The organism is Diaphorobacter oryzae DSM 22780 (assembly GCF_059568935.1).
Genome location: NZ_JCANUL010000003.1, coordinates 282,131 through 300,469, shown reverse-complemented (window position 1 = coordinate 300,469; position 18,339 = coordinate 282,131). Strand labels below are relative to the sequence as shown.

At 71.8% G+C, this 18,339-nt stretch carries 17 protein-coding genes; 5 read left to right on the top strand and 12 right to left on the bottom strand.

Translation table 11 applies throughout. The features are described 5' to 3' along the window. Nucleotides 1-21: 21 nt before the first annotated feature. From BP68_RS07500 to BP68_RS07490, 3 genes are read right to left on the bottom strand one after another with little or no spacing between them, the layout of a single operon-like run. Nucleotides 22-1,515: a cryptochrome/photolyase family protein gene (locus BP68_RS07500; protein WP_496370226.1), complete on the bottom strand. Its 1,494-nt coding sequence runs from the start codon at nucleotides 1,513-1,515 to the stop codon at nucleotides 22-24. Further along, nucleotides 1,512-2,933, bottom strand: a complete 1,422-nt coding sequence (locus BP68_RS07495; protein WP_496370399.1) for an MFS transporter — start codon at nucleotides 2,931-2,933, stop codon at nucleotides 1,512-1,514. The genes BP68_RS07500 and BP68_RS07495 overlap by 4 nt, the downstream gene beginning before the upstream one ends. Before the next feature lie 14 nt (nucleotides 2,934-2,947). Further along, a complete protein-coding gene (locus tag BP68_RS07490; RefSeq protein WP_496370224.1) occupies nucleotides 2,948-4,162 on the bottom strand; it encodes a multidrug effflux MFS transporter in 1,215 nt (404 codons plus the stop codon). A 186-nt stretch (nucleotides 4,163-4,348) separates the two neighbouring features. On the opposite strand from BP68_RS07490, the gene BP68_RS07485 reads away from it, so the two are divergent. Next, a complete protein-coding gene (locus BP68_RS07485; RefSeq protein WP_496370222.1) occupies nucleotides 4,349-4,990 on the top strand; it encodes an Lcl C-terminal domain-containing protein in 642 nt (213 codons plus the stop codon). On the opposite strand, the gene BP68_RS07480 is transcribed toward BP68_RS07485, so the two are convergent. The 7 genes from BP68_RS07480 to BP68_RS07450 all read right to left on the bottom strand — a co-directional run bounded on the left by BP68_RS07480 (nucleotide 4,991) and on the right by BP68_RS07450 (nucleotide 10,618). Next, entirely contained in the window at nucleotides 4,991-5,563 is a 573-nt protein-coding gene (locus BP68_RS07480) for a methylated-DNA--[protein]-cysteine S-methyltransferase (protein WP_496370220.1), read from the bottom strand. It abuts the gene before it with no gap. A gap of 228 nt (nucleotides 5,564-5,791) precedes the next feature. Next, a complete protein-coding gene (locus BP68_RS07475; RefSeq protein WP_496370218.1) occupies nucleotides 5,792-6,697 on the bottom strand; it encodes an SDR family oxidoreductase in 906 nt (301 codons plus the stop codon). A gap of 60 nt (nucleotides 6,698-6,757) precedes the next feature. Further along, nucleotides 6,758-7,699 (bottom strand): glutathione S-transferase family protein, encoded by a 942-nt coding sequence (locus tag BP68_RS07470; protein ID WP_496370216.1) that lies wholly within the window; start codon nucleotides 7,697-7,699, stop codon nucleotides 6,758-6,760. Between the two features lie 62 nt (nucleotides 7,700-7,761). Further along, nucleotides 7,762-8,220: a GNAT family N-acetyltransferase gene (locus tag BP68_RS07465; RefSeq protein ID WP_496370214.1), complete on the bottom strand. Its 459-nt coding sequence runs from the start codon at nucleotides 8,218-8,220 to the stop codon at nucleotides 7,762-7,764. A 9-nt stretch (nucleotides 8,221-8,229) separates the two neighbouring features. Next, nucleotides 8,230-9,246, bottom strand: a complete 1,017-nt coding sequence (locus tag BP68_RS07460) for an NADP-dependent oxidoreductase (protein ID WP_496370212.1) — start codon at nucleotides 9,244-9,246, stop codon at nucleotides 8,230-8,232. A gap of 90 nt (nucleotides 9,247-9,336) precedes the next feature. Next, on the bottom strand, nucleotides 9,337-9,744 hold the full coding sequence (locus BP68_RS07455) for a PaaI family thioesterase (RefSeq protein WP_496370397.1): 408 nt from the start codon (nucleotides 9,742-9,744) through the stop codon (nucleotides 9,337-9,339). A gap of 82 nt (nucleotides 9,745-9,826) precedes the next feature. Then, nucleotides 9,827-10,618, bottom strand: a complete 792-nt coding sequence (locus BP68_RS07450; protein WP_496370210.1) for an SDR family oxidoreductase — start codon at nucleotides 10,616-10,618, stop codon at nucleotides 9,827-9,829. 482 nt (nucleotides 10,619-11,100) lie between these two features. Between BP68_RS07450 and BP68_RS07445 the strand changes: the two genes are divergently transcribed. The 4 genes from BP68_RS07445 (at nucleotide 11,101) to BP68_RS07430 (ending at nucleotide 15,779) form a co-directional block, all read left to right on the top strand. Then, nucleotides 11,101-12,234 (top strand): ABC transporter substrate-binding protein, encoded by a 1,134-nt coding sequence (locus tag BP68_RS07445; RefSeq protein WP_496370208.1) that lies wholly within the window; start codon nucleotides 11,101-11,103, stop codon nucleotides 12,232-12,234. A gap of 129 nt (nucleotides 12,235-12,363) precedes the next feature. Further along, the gene (locus BP68_RS07440; protein WP_496370206.1) at nucleotides 12,364-13,260 is read left to right on the top strand and encodes a putative selenate ABC transporter substrate-binding protein; all 897 of its coding nucleotides are present in this window, start codon (nucleotides 12,364-12,366) and stop codon (nucleotides 13,258-13,260) included. Nucleotides 13,261-13,353: 93 nt separating this feature from the next. After that, nucleotides 13,354-14,181 (top strand): phosphonate ABC transporter ATP-binding protein, encoded by an 828-nt coding sequence (locus BP68_RS07435; protein ID WP_496370204.1) that lies wholly within the window; start codon nucleotides 13,354-13,356, stop codon nucleotides 14,179-14,181. Beyond that, nucleotides 14,172-15,779: a PhnE/PtxC family ABC transporter permease gene (locus tag BP68_RS07430; protein ID WP_496370202.1), complete on the top strand. Its 1,608-nt coding sequence runs from the start codon at nucleotides 14,172-14,174 to the stop codon at nucleotides 15,777-15,779. Before BP68_RS07435 ends, BP68_RS07430 begins: the two co-directional genes overlap by 10 nt. 24 nt (nucleotides 15,780-15,803) lie before the next feature. On the opposite strand, the gene BP68_RS07425 is transcribed toward BP68_RS07430, so the two are convergent. Together BP68_RS07425 and BP68_RS07420 are read right to left on the bottom strand one after the other, a co-directional pair. After that, on the bottom strand, nucleotides 15,804-16,304 hold the full coding sequence (locus BP68_RS07425) for a flavodoxin family protein (RefSeq protein ID WP_496370200.1): 501 nt from the start codon (nucleotides 16,302-16,304) through the stop codon (nucleotides 15,804-15,806). A 17-nt stretch (nucleotides 16,305-16,321) separates the two neighbouring features. Continuing rightward, on the bottom strand, nucleotides 16,322-18,160 hold the full coding sequence (locus tag BP68_RS07420) for an acyl-CoA dehydrogenase (RefSeq protein WP_496370198.1): 1,839 nt from the start codon (nucleotides 18,158-18,160) through the stop codon (nucleotides 16,322-16,324). Nucleotides 18,161-18,339 lie beyond the last annotated feature (179 nt).

Genomic DNA, 18,339 nt, shown 5'->3' with positions numbered 1-18,339 from the left:
CGCCGCGCCACGCCACGCGGCCTACCCGCCCTCCTTGGCGCGCAGGAAGTGAAAGCGCATCAGCGTGCGCTCGCGCGCACGGGCATGGTCCACCACGGGCAGCGGGTAGTCCTGCCCCAGGCGCAGGCCGCAGGCCTGCAGCTCCAGCGGCTTCATGGCGGCGGGAAAGTGAATATGCCGGTCGGGCACCTGGGCCAGCTCGGGCAGGTAGCGGCGGATGAACTTGCCGTCGGGGTCGAACTTCTGCGATTGCGTCACCGGGTTGAAGATGCGAAACCACGGCTGGGCGTCGCAGCCGGTCGATGCCGCCCACTGCCAGCCGCCGTTGTTGGCGGCCAGGTCGTAGTCGTTCAGGTGCCGGGCAAAGAAGCGCTCGCCCCGGCGCCAGTCGATGCCCAGGTCCTTGGTCAGAAAGCTGGCCACCACCATGCGCAGGCGGTTGTGCATGTAGCCGGTCTGCAGCAGCTGGCGCAGGGCCGCGTCGACCAGCGGGTAGCCGGTACGGGCCTCGCACCAGGCCTGCCACAGCTCCGGGGCCTCGTCCCACTGCACGCGGTCGTACTCGGGGCGGAAGGACTGCGTGACCACCTGCGGGTGGTGCCACAGGATCATGAAATAAAAGTCGCGCCAGGCCAGCTCGGACAGCCAGGTCTGGGCGCCCTCGCAGCCCTGCGCCGCCTGCTGCGCGGCCAGGGCAGCCAGCTGGCGAATGGACACGGTGCCAAAGCGCAGGTGCACCGACAGGTAGGACACGCCCTTGCGGCCCGGAAAGTCCCGCGCCTCGTGGTAGGCCGCCATGCGCGGCACAAAGTCCTGCAGCAGTTGCCGCGCACCCGCCATGCCGGTGGGCAGGGCCAGTTGCCGCAGGTTGGTGGCCTCAAACCCCAGATCGGCCAGCGCGGGCAGCGCGGGCAGCGCCTCGCCGGCCGGCGGCGGCGCCAGGTGCTTGGCGTAGCGCTCCACCGGGTAGGGCGTGAGCTGGAAGGCGTCCAGCCTTTGCAGCCAGGCGCGCTTGTAGGGCGTGAACACGCTGTAGGGCTGGCCCTGCTGGGTCAGCACCTCGCCCTGCTCCAGCAGCACCTGGTCCTTGTAGTCGCTGAAGGCGATGCCGGCTGCGCGCAGCGCCTCGGCCACGCGCCGGTCGCGGGCGATGGCCTCGGGCTCGTAGTCGCGGTTGGCCAGCACCTCCCGCACGCCCAGGCTGCGCGCCAGCTGCACGATGCACTGCGGCGCGGGGCCGTGGCGCACGATCAGCCCGCCCCCGGTGGCGCCGCTGCGCTGGGCCAGCGCACGCAGATCCTGGTCCAGCGCCTGCACGCTGGCATGGATGAACTCCACGCGCCGGTCGCTGCGGCTGGGCAGCGCGTCGAGGATGTCGGTGTCGAAGACGAAGGCGCAGTACACGCGCTCGTAGCGGCGCAGCGCGTGGTACAGCGCGGCATGGTCGTCGCAGCGCAGGTCGCGCCGCAGCCACACCAGGGCGCAGGCGCCGCCTGCCGTTGCGGTATCCGTCATGTCTTCACCCTCAGAGAACTGCACACCCCCGCCACCGCCGCGCAGCCCGCGGCCACCAGCAGCGCCAGCGATTCGGCGCTGCCGTCATGCCCCGGCCGCAGCGCAAAGATGGCCGCCAGGGCCACGGCCCCCAGCGTCTGGCCGGTGAGGCGGGCCGTGCCCAGCATGCCGCTGGCCGCGCCGCTGCGGTGCAGCGGCGCCGAGGTGACGATGGTGTGGTTGTTGGGCGACTGGAACAGCGCAAAGCCCGCGCCGCACAGCGCCATGCGCCAGGCCACGTCCCAGTCGGCCGGCTGCGCCGGCAGCAGGCCCAGCGCCAGCAGGCCCGCCGCGAACACCGCCATGCCGATGCCGCCCAGCAGCCCGTCCGGGTAGCGGCCGATCAGCCGTCCCGCCAGCGGCGCCACCACCGCCGTGGCCAGCGGCCAGGCGGTGATGAGCAGGCCGGCCTCCAGGTGGCTGCGGCCCTGGGCCTCCAGCAGCAGGAAGGGCAGGCACAGAAAGCCGAGCATCTGCGCGCAGAACGCACCCACGGACGAGCCCATGGACAGGGCGAACACCGGAATGCGCAGCAGATCCACCGGAAACAGCGGCGCTGCCAGGCCCCGCTGGCGCCGCAGGAACACGGCCCCCACGGCCACGCCGGCGGCCAGCAGCAGCCAGCCCGAGGCCGTGCCCGCGCCCTGCGCCGCGCCGTGCACGCCGAGCTGCGAGCCCCCCAGGAACAGCAGCGTGAACATGGCGCCGTTGAGCAGCACGTCGATGGCGGAAAAGCGCGGCGCATCGCGCGGCGACGGAGGATTGGCCGGCAGCGCGCGCCGGCCCAGCCACCAGATGCCCAGGCCCAGCGGCAGGTTCATGGCGAACAGCCACGGCCACGAGGCCACCGACAGAACGGCCGCCGCCACCGACGGCCCGGCCATGGACGCGGTGGCCACCACCAGCGAATTCACGGCCATGCCCTGGCCCAGCTGCGCGCGCGGGTAGATCAGGCGCACCAGGGCCGCGTTCACGGCCATCACGCCGGCCGCTCCCAGCCCCTGCAGCGCCCGCGCGGCGATCAGCGTCGGCATCGACGCAGCCAGCATGGCCCCCACCGATGCCAGGGAAAACAGCGCCATGCCCACCAGGTACACGCGCCGGTAGCCCACGCGCTCACCCAGCGCCGCCAGGGGCAGCAGCACGATCAGCGTGGCGAGCTGGTAGGCGTTGACCACCCATACCGTCTGCGCCGCGCCGGACTGCAGCTGGCGCGCGATGTCGGGCAGCGCCAGGTTGACCAGGCTGCTGTCGAGCACGGCCAGCGTCAGCCCCAGGATGATGACCAGCATGGCCCGCCTGCGCTGCGCCGGCGGCAGGCCGTCGGGCTGCGCCAAAGCGGGCTCTGCATGCGGCACGGGCTCCGTCCCGGCCTGCATGGGACCGCCGTCCCTCATGGCTGCTCTTGCGCCAGCACGCGCCGCGCACCGGCGGCGCCCAGCGTGACCCAGGTGAGCAGCATGCCCAGCAGCGCGCCGGCCGCCATGCCGATCACCATGGGCAGCGGATGGCCGGTGGCGAAATGCCCCGCCACGGCCATGGCCACCGTCCCGATGAGCATGTGCAGCGTGCCCATCAGGGCCGATGCGGTGCCCGCGATCGCGCCATGCTCCTCCAGCGCCAGCACCGAGGTGGTCGGAATCACCAGCCCCATCAGGGCGCTGGCCAGGAAGTACAGCACCAGCAGCACCGCGAGCCGGTCGCCGCCCAGCAGGTAGTGCGCCAGCAGGGCCACCATGACGGCGCCCGCGCCGGTCACCGCCACCTTGACCACGGGCACCAGCCCGAAGCGCCGCCCCAGCCGCGCCGTCATCTGCGCGCTGGCGAAGAAGGCGGCGGCGTTCACAGAGAAGGCCACGCTGTACTCCACCGGCGACAGGCCGTAGTGGTTGATCAGCACGAAGGGCGAGCCCGCCAGGTAGACGAAGAACCCCGCCATGGCGCAGCCGCCAATGCCCACCAGCCCCAGGTAATGCCAGTCGCGCAGCAGCGCCAGATAGCCCGTGAACGCGCTGCCCCACCCGCTGTCGAGCCGCTGCTCGGCCGGGCGCGTCTCGCGCAGGGCGCGCTGCACCAGCACCAGGCCGGCCACCGCGGCCAGCGCCACCAGCCAGAACACGCCGCGCCAGCCCACCACGGCGATCACGCCGCTGCCCACCAGCGGCGCCAGCAGCGGCGACACGCTGAACACCAGCATGAGCAGGGACATGAGCCGCGCCGCCTCGGTGCCCGTGTGCAGGTCGCGCACCACGGCGCGCGGAATCACCATACCCGCCGCCGCGCCCAGCCCCTGCACGAAGCGCAGGGCCACCAGTGCCTCGATGTCCGTGGCCAGCGCGCAGCCCACGCTGGCCACCGTGAACAGGCCCAGCCCGGCATACAGCGGCGCCTTGCGTCCCCACATGTCCGACAGCGGCCCATAGGCCAGCTGGCCCACCGCCAGGGCCAGGAAGAACGCCGTCAGGCTCCACTGCACCGCGCTGGCGTCGGCCTGCAGGCTGGCGCCGATGGCGGGCAGCGCCGGCAGGTACATGTCGATCGCGAAGGGGCCGATGGCCGACAACAGGCCCAGGACCAGGGCCATGCGGAAAAAGGGGGAAAAAGCCATGCGCCGGATTGTCGCGGCAAGCGCCGCCATGCGCTGGCGTGGGGCCTGCGCGGCGCGGCATGCCGGCAATAGCGGCCATCGCGCGCCGCTCATCGCGCCATTGCGCCCCCGCGCCCGGCCGACAATGCGCACAGCGCATGATGGCCATGCGCCCGCCCTTCGACACCCCCGTTTTCCGGAACCGCCATGCGAACCACCCCAACGCCCCAGGCCAGGCCTCGCCCGCTGCTCGCGGCGCTGCTGCTGTGCACCCTGACGCTGCCCGCCCATGCCGCCGGCGACGACGACACCGATGCCGACGCCGAGGACGCGCCCGCCGCGACGCGCCCTGCCCAGGCGCCGCTGCCCGCGCTCCAGGTCTCGCCCGACGGCACGCTGGTGATCGACCCGCGCGCCCGCCTGGCCTGGCCGCGCTGCGTGGAGGGCATGCGCTGGACCGGCAGCGGCTGCACCGGCTTGCCGCAGCTGTTCACCTATGGCGAGGCGCAGGCCCTGGTGCGCCAGCGCTGGAAGGACGAGGGTGTGCGCTGGCGCCTGCCGCGCGTGAATGAGCTGCGCCGCCTGGTGAACCGCAGCGTGCAGCCGCCGTCGATGGACACGCGGCTGTTCCCCGCCGCCCCGCTGGAGTGGCACTGGACGGGCACGGCCAGCGTCAACGCCAGCGCCGTCAACCCCTATGCCTACGGCAACGTGACGCGCGGCGGCGCGGGCGAGAGCAATCTGTCGGTGCAGCAGGGCTGGGCCGTGGACATGGCCAGCGGCCAGGCCCGCGGCGACGTGGGCCGCGGCACGCGCCTGCCGGTGCGGCTGGTGCGGCCGGCTCCCTGATCAGAAATCGAACAGCGGCGCGCTGCCGCCCACCGGCGCGCCCTCGATGGCCAGCATGCGCAGCTTGGTCAGAGCGCCACCCGACGCGGAAAACCCGCCGGGCCGCCCACCGGCCGCCAGCACCCGGTGGCAGGGCACGACGGGCGCGAACGGGTTGGCCCCCAGCGCCTGGCCCACGGCGCGCGCCAAGCCCTTGCCGCCCAGTTCCTCGGCCATCTCGCCATAGGTACGCGTGCGGCCCGGCGCGATGGCGCGGGCCAGGGCGTACACGCGCTGCTGGAACGCGGGCAGGCCGCGCATGTCCAGCACCAGCTCGCACAGGTCGCGCGGCGCGCCTTCCATCAACGCCTGGATGCCCTCCACGGCCTGGCGCACCGCCTCGGGCGGCGGTGCCTGCCCGGCGCCGGGCGCCACCGCGCCCAGGCTGCGCAGCAGGCGCGCGCGCGTGCCGGCCGCGTCGGGCTCGGGCAGTTGCACGGCCAGAATACCCGCCTCGCCCCAGGCCAGGCCGCAAGCGCCCAGCGCCGTGGGAAACAGCAGCAGGCCGGTAGCGAGTGGTCGATTGCTATTCATTCAATAGCTGCTTGCGCTTGACTGCTTTGCGTTTCAAGCACTTTTATCCCAAAACCATCTCGATTCTCACCGTGTGCTGGGCGAGCCGCGCCCCATGAACTGGCGCGCCCCAAGCCAGGGCAGCCGAGCAAGGGCCGCCCCGCAGCGAGGGCTGCGTCCCCCTGCCCGCAGCGCGCAGCGCTGCGAGAGCAGGGGGAAGCGGCGCAGCCGCTCAGGGGGTGCCTCATTTCAAGCCGCACGCAGCGCCGCGCGCAGTTGGGCCCCCACCTGGGGCTTGTCGGCGAACGGGTCGGTGGGGTTGCGGGCCTGCAGCACGTCCTCCATGCGCGTGCGCACGGAGCCCAGGGCGTGCGGGTGGCTGTAGATGTAGAACTGCCCCGCGGCCACGGCGTCGAAGACCAGCTGCGCCACCTCGGCCGCCGTGACCTTGCCGCCCGTGACGGCCTTGGCCATCATGGCCTGGCCGATGAGCTGGCTCTGGGTGGGTGCCTCGTCGGCCAGGGCCTGCGGGCGGTTGCGCTCGCTGTGGCCGATGCCCGTGGGCACGAAGTACGGGCACAGTACGCTGGCGCCCACCTGGTCGGTGACCAGGGCCAGGTCCTGGTGGAGCGTCTCGCTCAGCGCCACCACGGCATGCTTGCTGACGTTGTAGATGCCCATGTTGGGCGGCGCCAGCAGGCCCGCCATGCTGGCGGTGTTGACGATGTGGCCGCGCCAGGCCGGGTCCTGGCGCGCGGCCTCCAGCATCATGGGCGTGAACAGGCGCACACCGTGCGCCACGCCCATGAGGTTCACGCCCAGCACCCATTCCCAGTCGCGCGCGCTGCTCTCCCACACCAGCCCGGCCGCGCCCACGCCGGCGTTGTTGAAGACCAGGTGCGGCGCGCCAAAGCGCTGCTGCACCTCACGCGCCAGCTGCTCCATCTGCGCGGCGCTGGACACGTCCACGCGCCGGGCGAGCACCGGGGCGCCGGCGGCGGCCATCTCGGCCGCGGCGGCGTCCAGCGCGTCCTGCTGCACGTCCACCAGCACCAGGTTCATGCCCAGGCGGGCGCCGATGCGCGCGCATTCCAGTCCAAAGCCCGAGCCTGCGCCCGTGAGCACGGCGGTCTTGCCGGCGAAGTGGTCGATCATGCCAATGTCTCCTGAAAGGTGTTGTGGTTCTGTCGTGGAATCGCCGTGGCCGCGGCGGGCTCAGCCCGCCCCGGCGCTGCGCAGCACATAGCCGATGCGCGGAAAGTGCACATGCAGCTCGCCCGCGCGGGCATCGGTGCGCGCCAGGGTGTAGCGCGTGCGCGTGGCGGCGATCAGCCGGCCCTCGGTGGGTTCGGTGAACTCGGCGCCCAGGCCCTCGGCGGCAATGCTGACCCGGCTGCCCAGGGCAATGCCGTGCTCGTCCTGGAAGTCCTGCGGCGGCAGCGGCTGGGGCTCGGCGCCCGCGGCGACGATGATCGCGTCCTCGGCGCTGAACTTCTCCGCGCGGCCCTGGCCCAGCGCGGCCATGCGGTCCATCCACTCCAGCACCGCCGGGGTGGCCGAAAGAATGTCGGCCATCACCGGCACGCACTGGCGCGTGAACCACAGCGGGTGGTAGGCCGCGAAGTCGGCCACGCAGGGCTCGGTGCCGAAGAGGAAGTCATGCTCCTCCACCATGTTGGCGATGCGCCGCAGGTAGGAACGGTAGGCGGCCGCGGCGTCCTGCGGATGCGTGCGGGCCGTGCCCGTGGCGCCGCGCTCGTCGCCGAAGGCCTGGGCCGCGCCCGCGGGGAAGTTGGCAAACAGCGCCTCGGCCGCGCGCGGCTGCAGGTTGTAGGCCATGGCGGCGGCGAACAGCGTGGTGTCCGCCCACTCGGCGAACACGCGTGACAGCCCCCGCAAGTGCGGCGGGTACAGCGCAGGCGCGGGCTGCTGGTGCTCCAGCACGTCGCAGATCAGCGCCGTGTCGCAGTAAATGTCGGCCCCGATCTGCAGGAAGGGCATGCGCCGGTAGCCGCCGGTGAGGGCCACCACGTCGGGCCGGGGCATGAGGCGCGGCACGACGACCGACTTCCAGGCCAGCCGCTTGAAGCCGAGCACGCAGCGCGCCTTGTGGGCGAAGGGCGATGCCGGGTAGTGGTGCAGGATCAATGCGGTCATGGTGCGGCGCCTGGTGCGGTGGTGGGACGGAGCCTCATGCCCTGGCCGGCGCCCGCCGGCCCTCAGCCCCGCGGCGGCGGGCTCCAGAGCATTTCGACATGGGGGATGTCGTCTTCCAGGTATTCGGCGGACACCGTAGCAAACCCCAGCCCGCCGTACAAGCGCTGCAGGTGCGCCTGCGCGCTGATGCGCACGCCCTGCCCCGGCCACGCGCCCTGGCAGCGCGCCAGGCCCTCGGCCACCAGCGCCCGGCCCAGGCCGGCGCCGCGCGCCTCGGGGGCGCAGACCACGCGGCCGATGGAGGGCTCGGCGTACTTCACGCCCGGGTCCACCACGCGCAGCGTAGCCAGCAGCGGGCCGCCCGCCTCGGCGCGGCCCAGCAGGTGCCAGGCCTGCTTGTCGGCGTCGTCGGGGTCCTGGTAGGGCCCCTGCTCCAGGATGAAGACGCGGCAGCGCAGGGCCAGGGCGTCGTGCAGCGCGTGCACGCCCAGGTCATCGAAGCGCGCCCAGGTCCACCGCATGTGCGCCTCTCAGACCAGCTTGACCAGCTGCTTGCCGAAGTTCCTGCCCTTGAGCAGGCCCAGGAAGGCCTCGGGCGCGGCGGCCAGGCCCTGGGCCACGCTCTCGCGCGGGCGCAGCTTGCCGCTGGCGACCAGGCCGCCCAGCTCCTGGAGCGCCTCGGGCCAGACCTCCATGTGTTCGCTGACGATGAAGCCCTGGAGCTTCATGCGGTTGATGAGGATGAGCGCCGGATTCTGCAGCGGCAGCGGCTGGCCGTCGTAGCCGGCGATCATGCCGCACACGGCCACGCGGGCGAAGGCGTTGGCGCGCAGCAGCACGGCGTCGAGGATGTAGCCGCCCACGTTCTCGAAGTGGCCGTCGATGCCGTCGGGGCAGGCCGCCTTGAGGGCCTGGGACATGGCCTTGAGGTCGCCGTGCGCGCGGTGGTCGATGCAGGCGTCGAAGCCCAGCTCCTCGGTCACATAGCGGCACTTGTCCGGCCCGCCGGCAATGCCCACCACGCGGCAGCCGCGCGCCTTGGCCAGCGCGCCGAAGGCGCTGCCCACGGCGCCGCTGGCGGCGCTCACCACCAGGGTCTCGCCGGCCTTGGGCGCGATGATCTTCACCAGGCCGTACCAGGCCGTCACGCCGGGCATGCCCACGGCGCCCAGGTAGTGCGACAGCGGCACATGCGTGGTGTCCACCTTGCGCAGCAGGCCGGGCGCATCGCCGTCGACCACGCTGTATTCCTGCCAGCCACCCATGCCCACCACCTTGTCGCCCACGGCGAACCGGGCGTGGCGGCTTTCCACCACCTCGCCCACGGTGCCGCCGAGCATCACCTCGCCCAGCGGCTGGCTGGCGGCGTAGCTCTTGCTGTCGTTCATGCGCCCGCGCATGTAGGGGTCCAGGCTGAGGTAATGGTGGCGCACCAGCACCTGGCCGCCTTGCAGCGCCGGCGTGTCGGTGGTCACCAGGCGGAAGTTGCCCGCCGTGGCCTCGCCCTGCGGGCGGTTGTCGAGCAGGATTTGTTGATTGCTTGGCATGGCGTCATCGCTCCTGTGAATCCAGTCACTCTGCTTTTGATAGCTGCCAGCGCTTGACTGGTAAGCGCTGCTGCCACTTTTCATTCAAATTCAGTCGGTGGCCACGTCGCCGGGCACCGCCCTGGGAACGTACTTGAAGGTGCCCGTGGCATGGCTGCACACGCGGCCCTCGGCGTCGTACACCCAGCCCTCGGTGAAGGCCATGGAGCGGGTGCGGTCGATCAGCCGCCCCTTGGCCACCAGCGGGCCGCGCGCCGGGCGCATGAAGGTGGTCTTCATCTCGATGGTGACCACGCCCATGTCGGGCGTGTCGCTGCGCGCGGCGGTGGCCAGCGTCACGTCCAGCAGCGTCATGGTGGCGCCGCCATGCGTCACGCCGAAGGAGTTCAAGTGCTCCTGCCGCGCCTCGTAGCGCAGCTCCGACGCCCCGCCCTGCATGTGGTGCAGGGTGAAGCCCAGCTCTGTGACGAAGGGAATGTCGGCACCAAAATCCAGCACGGAAATCTCCTGACTCATAGTTCAAAACAACAGGAGCGCAAGGATAGTCCCATCGCCGCCGCCGCACGCCCGCCGGCGCGCATCACCCTCCGATCACCGCGCTCACTCCGCCGTCCACCGCCAGCCACTGGCCGGTGATGTGCTTGCCGGCCTCGCTGGCGTACAGCAGCGTGACGCCCTTGAGGTCCTCGTCGTCGCCCAGGCGGCGCAGCGGCGCGTGCGCGGCCATCTTCTCCTCGCCCAGGGTCTCGATGAGCACGGTGGCCATCTTGGTCTTGAAGAAGCCCGGGCAGATCGCGTTCACGCCGATGCCGTACACGCCCCACTCGCAGGCCAGCGCGCGCGTGAAGTTGATCACCGCGCCCTTGGAGGTGTTGTAGGCGATCGTCTTCATCTCCACGGGGTTGCCCGCCAGCCCGGCGATGGAGGCCACGTTGATGATGCGGCCGCTGCGCCGCGGGATCATGCTGTGCTTGCCGATCGCCTGCGACAGCAGGAAGTAGCCGCGCACGTTCAGGTTCATCACCTTGTCCCAGGCGGCCGCGGGGTGGTCCTCGGCCGGCGCGCCCCAGCTGGCGCCGGCGTTGTTGATGAGGATGTCCACGTCGCCCATGCGCTGCAGCGTCTCGCTGGCCAGGCGGTGGATGTCTTCCTCCCTGGCGCAGTCGGCGGCGACCCAGCGCGCGTCGATGCCGGCGGCCTGCAGCTGGGCGCAGGCCTGCTCCAGGTCCTCGGCCTTGCGCGAGCTGAGCATGACGCGCGCGCCCGCCTCGCCCAGCGCATGCGCCATCTGCAGGCCCAGGCCGCGCGAGCCGCCGGTGACGAGGGCGGTCTTGCCCGTCAGGTCGAAGAGTTGTTGCACGGTGCGGGCCATGAATGGGTCTCCCAAAGTTGAGTGGCGCACCCGCCCCGCGCCGCCGCGTGCGGCCCTGGGCAGGGGACAGGACTGTGGCGGCTATTGTGGCGAGCCGGCGGCGGTTCGCGTGTCACCTGCGTGATTCGCAGCAGGTCTTTGCACCCCAAGGAAAATCGGCGCGCGCAGCCCGCCCATCGGGCGCTGGGCGCTCATGTTTCAGGAGTCCCATGCCCACCGATACCGCCCTGCTGCGCCAGGCCGTGCAGCTGGACACCGGCATTGCCGCCGAGCAACTGTACGGCGACGCCCCCTGGCCCGCGGGCACGGACGACGGCGCGCCCGCCTGACCCCCTGCCGCCACGGGGGCATCCCCGGGTGACACGATTCACGGTAAGGTAACAATACGTGGCCATGGCCGTGGTGGCCAAGCCGGCCGCCACGACATGCAGACTCTCAACCCTTCCGCCACCGCGGAGGCCATGCGAGCATATGGAGACACCATGAACCTGAGACCACATGGGCGCACCCGCGCCTGGCGCACCGCCTGCCTGCTGGCAGGCGCCCTGCTGACCGGCGGCGCCTCGGCCGACATCCTGATCGGGCAGACCACGGCCGTCAGCGGCCCAGTGGCCGCCAGCGTGGGGGAGACGCTGGTCGGCGTGCACCTCTATCTGGACCATGTCAACGCCAAGGGCGGCGTGCATGGCGAGCGCATCCAGCTGATCACGCTGGACGACAAGTTCGAACCCAAGCTGGCCGGCGAGAACGCCCGCCGCCTGATCGAGGAGGACAACGTGGCCGCGCTGTTCATGAGCCGCGCCACACCGCACACCGAGGCCATCCTGCCGCACCTGGCCAAGCACGGCGTTGCGCTGGTGGCGCCGTCCACCGGCGCCATGGCCTTCCACAAGCCGGTCAACCCGCTGGTCTTCAACGTGCGCTCCAGCTACCAGGCGGAGACCGAGAAGGCCGTCGAGCACCTGCACACCATCATGATCGAACGCATCGCCGTGGTGCATGTGGACGACAGCTTCGGCGAGGACTGCATGGCCGGCGCCGCCAAGGGCTTCGCCAACGTGGGCAGCCAGCCGGTCGCGGTGATCAAGGCCAACCGCTCCAAGCCCGACTACGCCGCCATCATTCCGCAGCTGCTGCAGTCCCAGGCCCAGGCCGTCATCTGGATCGGCTCCAGCGTCGCCGTGAGCGACGGCGTGAAGGCGCTGCGCAAGGCCGGCTCGTCCATGCAGGTGGTGACCGTGTCCAACAACGCCTCCTCGGGCTTCGTCAAGCAGTTGGGCGATTCGGTGCGCGGCGTGATCGTGACGCAGGTGTTTCCCAGCGTGCGCTCCATGGGATATGCCGTCAACCGCGAGGCCGCCGCCCTGGCCAAGGCCAAGGGCGGCGTGACGCTGTCGCCCTCGGTGATGGAAGGCTTCACCGCCGCCAAGGTGCTGGTGGAGGGCCTGCGCCGCGCCGGTCCAAAACCCACGCGCGACCGGATCGTCGCCGCGCTGGGGGGCATGAACCACTTCGACCTGGGCGGGCTGGAACTGGGCTTCGGCCCCGGCGACCGCACGGGCCTGAGCTACGTGGAACTGTCCATCATCGACGCGCAAGGCCTCTTCCGGCGCTGACGCGCCAGGCGGCCCGCCACGCGCGGGCCCGGCGCCTGGCGCCCGGGGTTGCGTCACAATCGCTTCCTGCGCACACCACGCCACGGGCCACCGCGGCAGCGCAGTCGATTCACCGAACCCCGTCCATCCATGAACCATCCAACGACCGCACGCCGTGCGGCGCTGCGCCGCATGGCCGCAGCCGCCGCCGCTGTCGCCAGCCTCTCCCCCCTGTTGTCCACCCCCGCCCTCGCGGCGGAACCGGCGGTGCTGCGCGTATCCGCCATTCCCGACGAGGCGCCCACCGAGCTGCAGCGCAAGTTCAAGCCGCTGGGCGAATACCTGTCGCAAGCCACCGGCATGAAGGTGGTGTTCACGCCCGTTTCGGACTACGCGGCCGTGGTCGAGTCGCTGGCCACGCGCAAGCTGGACCTGGCCTGGCTGGGCGGCTTCACCTACGTGCAGGCGCGCATCCGCACGAACGGCACGGCCATTCCGCTGGTGCAGCGCGAGGAAGACGCGCGCTTCACCTCGCGCTTCATCACGGCCGACCCGGCCATCCAGAGCCTGGCCGACCTCAAGGGCAAGACCTTCGCCTTCGGCGCGCCCTCGTCCACCTCGGGCAGCCTGATGCCGCGCTTCTTCCTGCAGCAGGCCGGCCTCCAGCCCGAGAAGGACTTCAAGACCGTCGCCTACTCCGGCGCGCACGACGCCACCGTGGCCTTCGTGGCCGCGGGCAAGGCCGAGGCCGGCGTGCTCAACGCCTCGGTGTGGGACAAGCTGGTCGAGACCAAGAAGGTGGACCCGGCCAAGGTGCGCGTGTTCGCCACCACGCCGCCCTACTTCGACTACAACTGGACGGTGCGCGGCGACCTCGACCCCGCCGTGGTGCAGAAGATCAAGGCTGCCTTCCTGGCGCTGGACGCATCCAGGCCCGAGCACAAGGCCATCCTGGACCTGCAGCGCGCCACGCGCTTCATCGAGACCAAGCCCGAGAACTACGACGGCATCCAGGAAGCGGCCAAGACCGCCGGCCTGCTGAAGTAAGCGGCCCCGCGCGGCCCGCCCGCGCGTTCATAGTCAAACAAGCCTCCAGCGCTTTACCACAAAGCGCTGACAGCTATTAAACATATAGCAATCATGAGCTTCCAGTTGGACGGCGTGGACCTGGTGCGCCCCGGCGGCCACCACACGCTGCACGGCATCACCCTGGCCGCGCGCCAGGGCGAGAGCGTGGCGCTGATCGGCCCGTCCGGCGCGGGCAAGACCACGCTGCTGAACATCCTGGGCACGGCGCTGCCCGCCACCCGCGGCAGCGCCAGCGTGCTGGGCACGCCCCTGTCCCCCACGGCGCAGCCGCCCCGGCAGCTGCGCGCGCGCATCGGCACCGTGCACCAGGCGCCGCCCCTGCCGCCGCGCCAGCGGGTGGTGACCGCCGTGCTGGCCGGCCGGCTGGGCCAGTGGCCCGCGTGGAAGGCCCTGGCCTCGCTGCTCTACCCCATGGACCTGCCCGGCGCGCGCGCGGAACTGGCCCGCGTGCAGCTGGAGGACAAGCTGTTCGTGCGCTGCGACCAGCTCTCGGGCGGGCAGCTGCAGCGCGTGGGCATCGCCCGCGTGCTCTACCAGCGGCCGGGGCTGATCCTGGCTGACGAGCCCGTGTCCGCCCTCGACCCGGCACTGGCGCTGGCCACCGCGCGGCTGCTGGTGCACGAAGCCGCCAGCCGCAACGCCACGCTGGTGGCCAGCCTGCATGCGGTGGACCTGGCGCTGGCCTGCTTCGCACGCATCGTCGGCCTGCGCGACGGGCGCATCGCCTTCGACCTGCCCGCCAGCCAGGTGACCGAGGCGCAGCTGCAGGCGCTGTACGCCAACGCCGTTCCCCACGACGGCACCGCCGTCCTGCATGGCGAAGGCCCCGGCGCCGCCCCCGCCGGCCCGGCCCTGCCCACCTACAACGCATGCCGCTGACACCGCCCCCCACCGGCCCCGCCGCCGCGCGCGATGGCCGCGGCGCCCACCGCCTGCGCGACCCCGCCGCGCCCGGCCGCGCCACGGCGCTGCTGCTGGCCGCCGTGCTGCTGTGGCCGCTGCTGCAGGCGGCGGGCTTCGACCCCGCGGCGCTCGTCGCGCCCGACAACCTGCGCGTGGCGGGCGGCTTTCTGGCCCAGTTCCTGCCGCCGGAAACCAGCACCGAATTCCTGGGCTACCTGGGCCGCGCCACGCTGGAGACCCTGGCCATCGCCACGGCCGGCATGGCCCTGGCCTTTGCGCTGGCCGTGCCGCTGGCCTACCTGACCACGGGCGCGGCGCGCGAGCGCCCCACGCTGAACCCCGTGGTGCGCGGCCTGCTCACCGTGCTGCGCGGCATTCCCGAGCTGGTGTGGGCGCTGCTCTTCGTGCGCGTGTTCGGCCTGGGGCCGGCCGCGGGCGTGCTGGCCCTCGGGCTGACCTACGGCGGCATGCTGGCCAAGGTGTATGCCGAGATCCTCGAATCGGTGGACGCCGCACCCGCCCAGGCCCTGGCGCGCAGCGGGGCGCGCCGGCCGCTGGCCCTGCTCTACGGCCTGCTGCCGCAGGCGGCGCGCGAACTCACGTCCTACACCGTGTACCGCTGGGAATGCGCGGTGCGCGCCTCGGTGGTGATGGGCTTCGTGGGCGCGGGCGGGCTGGGCCAGCTCATGGACCAGGCCATGAAGATGCTCAACGGCGGCGAGGCCTGCTCCATCCTCGTCACCTTCATGCTGCTGGTGCTGGCGGCCGACGCGCTGTCGGGCGCGCTGCGCCGCGCGCTGGACGCGCCGCCCGCCGCGCGCGCCGCGCCGCTGGGCTGGCGCAGCGCGCTGCTGGGCTCGGCGGTGGCCGGCGGCCTGGCGGCCAGCCTGTGGCTGCTGGACATGGACCTGCCCGCGCTCTTCACCGCCGAGGCGGCGCGCAGCATGGGCGAATTCGCGGCCGGCTTCTTCCCGCCCGACCTGGGCGGCGGCTGGCTGCGCCAGGTGGCGCGCGGCGTGTGGGAGACGCTGGCCATCTCCGTGCTGGGCACGCTGCTGGCCGCCGCGCTGGGGCTGCTGCTGGCCCTGCCCACGGTGCGCGCACCGTGGAATCTGCTGCTGAACGCGCTGCGCTCGGTGCCCGAGCTGGTGTGGGCCACGCTCACCGCGCTGGCCGTGGGCCTGGGGCCGTTCGCCGGCGCGCTGGCGCTGGCCCTGCACACCACGGGCGTGCTGGGCCGGCTGTATGCCGAGGCGCTGCAGAACACCCCGGCCACCGCCGCGCGCGCCCTGCGCCACGCGGGCAGCGGCCGCGCCATGGCCTTCCTGTACGGCACGCTGCCGGGGGCGGCGCCGCAGCTGGTGGCCTACACGCTGTACCGCTGGGAGATGAACATCCGCATGGCCGCCATCCTGGGCTTCGTGGGCGCGGGCGGGCTGGGGCAACTGCTGTACGTGGAGCTGTCGCTGTTCCACCATGCGCAGGCCGGCACGGTGATCCTGGCCATGCTGGCGCTGTCGGTGGCGGTGGACTGGGCCAGCGCCGCGCTGCGCCGGCGCATGGGGCCGCACTGAGAACCTGTTGACGTTCCGAGGGCGCTAGAACACCCCCAGCGCCAGCCCAGTGGCCAGCGCCTCGCCCAGCGCGCGGCAGCGCTCCAGGTCTTCGGCGGCGATCTGCTTGGGGGCCAGGATGGCCTCGGGCGTCTGGGCATGGGTGCAGACGATCAGCGGTTCTGCCACCGCCTTCAGGCGCCAGCCCGTGGCGATGCGCGCGATCTGCCGCGCGGCGTTCTGGCCGTCGCTGCCGGCGCAGATCAGGCTGGCGTAGGGCCGGCCGTTGATGCGGTCGAGCGCGGGGTAGTAGCAGCGGTCGAAGAAGTCCTTGAGCTGGCCGCTGATGGCCGCCAGGTTCTCGGGCGTGGCGAAAAGATAGCCGTCGGCGGCCAGCACATCGTCGGGGCCGGCCTGGCGGGCATGCAGCAGGCGCACCTCGACCGCCGGCTCGCCCGCGGCCCCGGCCTGCGCAGCCCGGGCCATCTGGTCGGTGCCGCCGGTCAGCGAGTGGTAGACGATCAGCAGGGTCTTGCGGTCGGGCATGGGCGCATTGTCCGCCGTCAGAAGGCGTCTGGCGCCATGGCGGCGCAGGTGGCGTCGCGGCTGCGCACCACGCCGAGCCAGGCGCCCATTTTGGGCAGCTCATAGTGAAAGAAATAGCGTGCAGCGCCCATCCTGCCTGCGTTAGCAGCTATGGATAGTGAAGCATCCTTGTTCAGCACGCTGTCGGCCATGTCCAGCCACATCCAGGCCAGCACCATGTGGCCGAAGGCCTGCATGTAGGGCACGGCGTTGGCCAGGGCCTCGCCGGCGTTGCCCGTGGCCCAGGCGGCCTTGGTGGCGGCGCCCACCTCCTGCAAGGCCTGGGCGAGCTGGTTGGCGTAGGCCGCAAGTTCGGGCCGCTGCATCGCCTTTTCGATGGTGGCGTTGACCGTGCGCGCCAGCAGCTGCAGGCCCGCCCCGCCCTGCATGACGACCTTGCGGCCCAGCAGGTCGGCAGCCTGGATGCCGTGCGTGCCCTCGTGGATCATGTTCAGGCGGTTGTCGCGCCAGTACTGTTCCACCGGGAAGTCGCGCGTGTAGCCGTAGCCGCCGTGGATCTGGATGGCCAGCGAATTGGCCTCCAGGCAGAACTCGCTGGGCCAGCTCTTGGCGATGGGGGTCAGCACCTCCAGCAGCAGCCTGGCGTTGGCGGCGGCCTCGCCGTCGCCCGTGCGGCCCTCATCGACCAGCTGGGCGCAGTACAGGTTGAGCGCCAGCGCGCCCTCACAATAGCTCTTTTGCGCGAGCAGCATGCGCTTGATGTCGGCATGCGCGATCAGCGCCACCTGCGGCTGCGTGGCGTCCTTGCCGCCCTCGCCCACCGGCCGGCCCTGCAGGCGCGTGCGCGCATAGTCCAGGCTGGCGTAGTAGCCCGCCAGCCCCAGCATGGTGGCCGCCATGCCGATGGAGATGCGCGCCTCGTTCATCATGTGGAACATGCACTTCAGGCCCTCGCCCGGCTGGCCCACCAGGTAGCCGATGGCGCCAGGGCCGCCGCGCACCGGGTACCTGCCCTCGCCAAAGTTCAGCAGCGTGTTGACGGTGCCGCGCCAGCCCAGCTTGTGGTTCAGGCCGGCCAGGGCCACGTCGTTGCGCTCGCCGGTCAGGCGGCCTTCGGCATCCACCAGATGCTTGGGTACGATGAACAGCGAAATGCCCTTCACACCCGGCACCAGCCTGCCGCCGGGCCCCGGAATCTTGGCCAGCACCAGGTGCACGATGTTCTCGGTCAGCTCATGGTCGCCCGCGCTGATCCACATCTTGTTGCCGCGCAGGCGGTAGCGCGGCCCCAGCGGATCGCCCTCGAATCCCTTGCCATCGGGCTGCGCCCGCGTGGCAATGTCCGACAGCGACGAGCCCGCCTGCGGCTCGCTCAGGCACATGGTGCCCGCCCAGCGCCCGTTGAACTCGTTGGCCGCGAACACCTGCCGCTGCAGGGGCGTGCCGTGGGCCAGGATGGCGTTGGCGTTGCCCGTGGTCAGCAGGTTGGCGCCGATGCTGATCGACGCGCAGGCAAAGAAGCTGTTGGCCGCCGACTCCACCAGGTAGGGCAGCTGCATGCCGCCCAGCGCGTAATCTTGCGCGGCGCCGAGCATGCCGCTGCCGGCATAGGCCTGGAGCGCATCGTGCGTGCATGGGGGCAGGATGACCTTCTCGCCGTCGAACTGCGGCTCCTGCACATCCACCGTGCGGTTGAACGGCGCGTACTTCTCGCGCGCAATGCGCTCGCAGGTGTCGAGCACGGCATCGAAGGTCTCACGCGAATGGTCGGCAAAGCGCTCGCGCGCGTTGAGCGATTCGGCCCGGAGCCAGTCGTAGAGCAGGAAGTCGAGGGTGGAGCGCAGCGGGGTCGTCATGCCGCAAATTATGGGAGCCCGGCCCGGGGAAGGCGTGTCCGGTGGGTGACGTGCGGGAGGCCTGCTTGCGGCGATTGATTCGGGAATGGACGGCGGGAGCCGACCCGAAGCGGACCTTCGCTGTTTTGAATACGCCGCGCTGGAGCGGCCGTCCAATCGGCGTGCCGACGCACCTCTTG

Excerpts from the sequence above, each read along its gene's own strand:
- BP68_RS07460 (WP_496370212.1), bottom strand. The coding sequence starts at position 9,246 with ATGCCAAGCAATCAACAAATCCTGCTCGACAACCGCCCGCAGGGCGAG.
- BP68_RS07420 (WP_496370198.1), bottom strand. The coding sequence starts at position 18,160 with ATGACGACCCCGCTGCGCTCCACCCTCGACTTCCTGCTCTACGACTGG.
- BP68_RS07470 (WP_496370216.1), bottom strand. The coding sequence starts at position 7,699 with ATGACCGCATTGATCCTGCACCACTACCCGGCATCGCCCTTCGCCCAC.
- BP68_RS07440 (WP_496370206.1), top strand. The coding sequence starts at position 12,364 with ATGAACCATCCAACGACCGCACGCCGTGCGGCGCTGCGCCGCATGGCC.
- BP68_RS07445 (WP_496370208.1), top strand. The coding sequence starts at position 11,101 with ATGAACCTGAGACCACATGGGCGCACCCGCGCCTGGCGCACCGCCTGC.
- BP68_RS07495 (WP_496370399.1), bottom strand. The coding sequence starts at position 2,933 with ATGCAGGCCGGGACGGAGCCCGTGCCGCATGCAGAGCCCGCTTTGGCG.
- BP68_RS07435 (WP_496370204.1), top strand. The coding sequence starts at position 13,354 with ATGAGCTTCCAGTTGGACGGCGTGGACCTGGTGCGCCCCGGCGGCCAC.
- BP68_RS07500 (WP_496370226.1), bottom strand. The coding sequence starts at position 1,515 with ATGACGGATACCGCAACGGCAGGCGGCGCCTGCGCCCTGGTGTGGCTG.
- BP68_RS07480 (WP_496370220.1), bottom strand. The coding sequence starts at position 5,563 with ATGAATAGCAATCGACCACTCGCTACCGGCCTGCTGCTGTTTCCCACG.
- BP68_RS07490 (WP_496370224.1), bottom strand. The coding sequence starts at position 4,162 with ATGGCTTTTTCCCCCTTTTTCCGCATGGCCCTGGTCCTGGGCCTGTTG.
- BP68_RS07430 (WP_496370202.1), top strand. The coding sequence starts at position 14,172 with ATGCCGCTGACACCGCCCCCCACCGGCCCCGCCGCCGCGCGCGATGGC.
- BP68_RS07485 (WP_496370222.1), top strand. The coding sequence starts at position 4,349 with ATGCGAACCACCCCAACGCCCCAGGCCAGGCCTCGCCCGCTGCTCGCG.
- BP68_RS07425 (WP_496370200.1), bottom strand. The coding sequence starts at position 16,304 with ATGCCCGACCGCAAGACCCTGCTGATCGTCTACCACTCGCTGACCGGC.
- BP68_RS07475 (WP_496370218.1), bottom strand. The coding sequence starts at position 6,697 with ATGATCGACCACTTCGCCGGCAAGACCGCCGTGCTCACGGGCGCAGGC.
- BP68_RS07465 (WP_496370214.1), bottom strand. The coding sequence starts at position 8,220 with ATGCGGTGGACCTGGGCGCGCTTCGATGACCTGGGCGTGCACGCGCTG.
- BP68_RS07450 (WP_496370210.1), bottom strand. The coding sequence starts at position 10,618 with ATGGCCCGCACCGTGCAACAACTCTTCGACCTGACGGGCAAGACCGCC.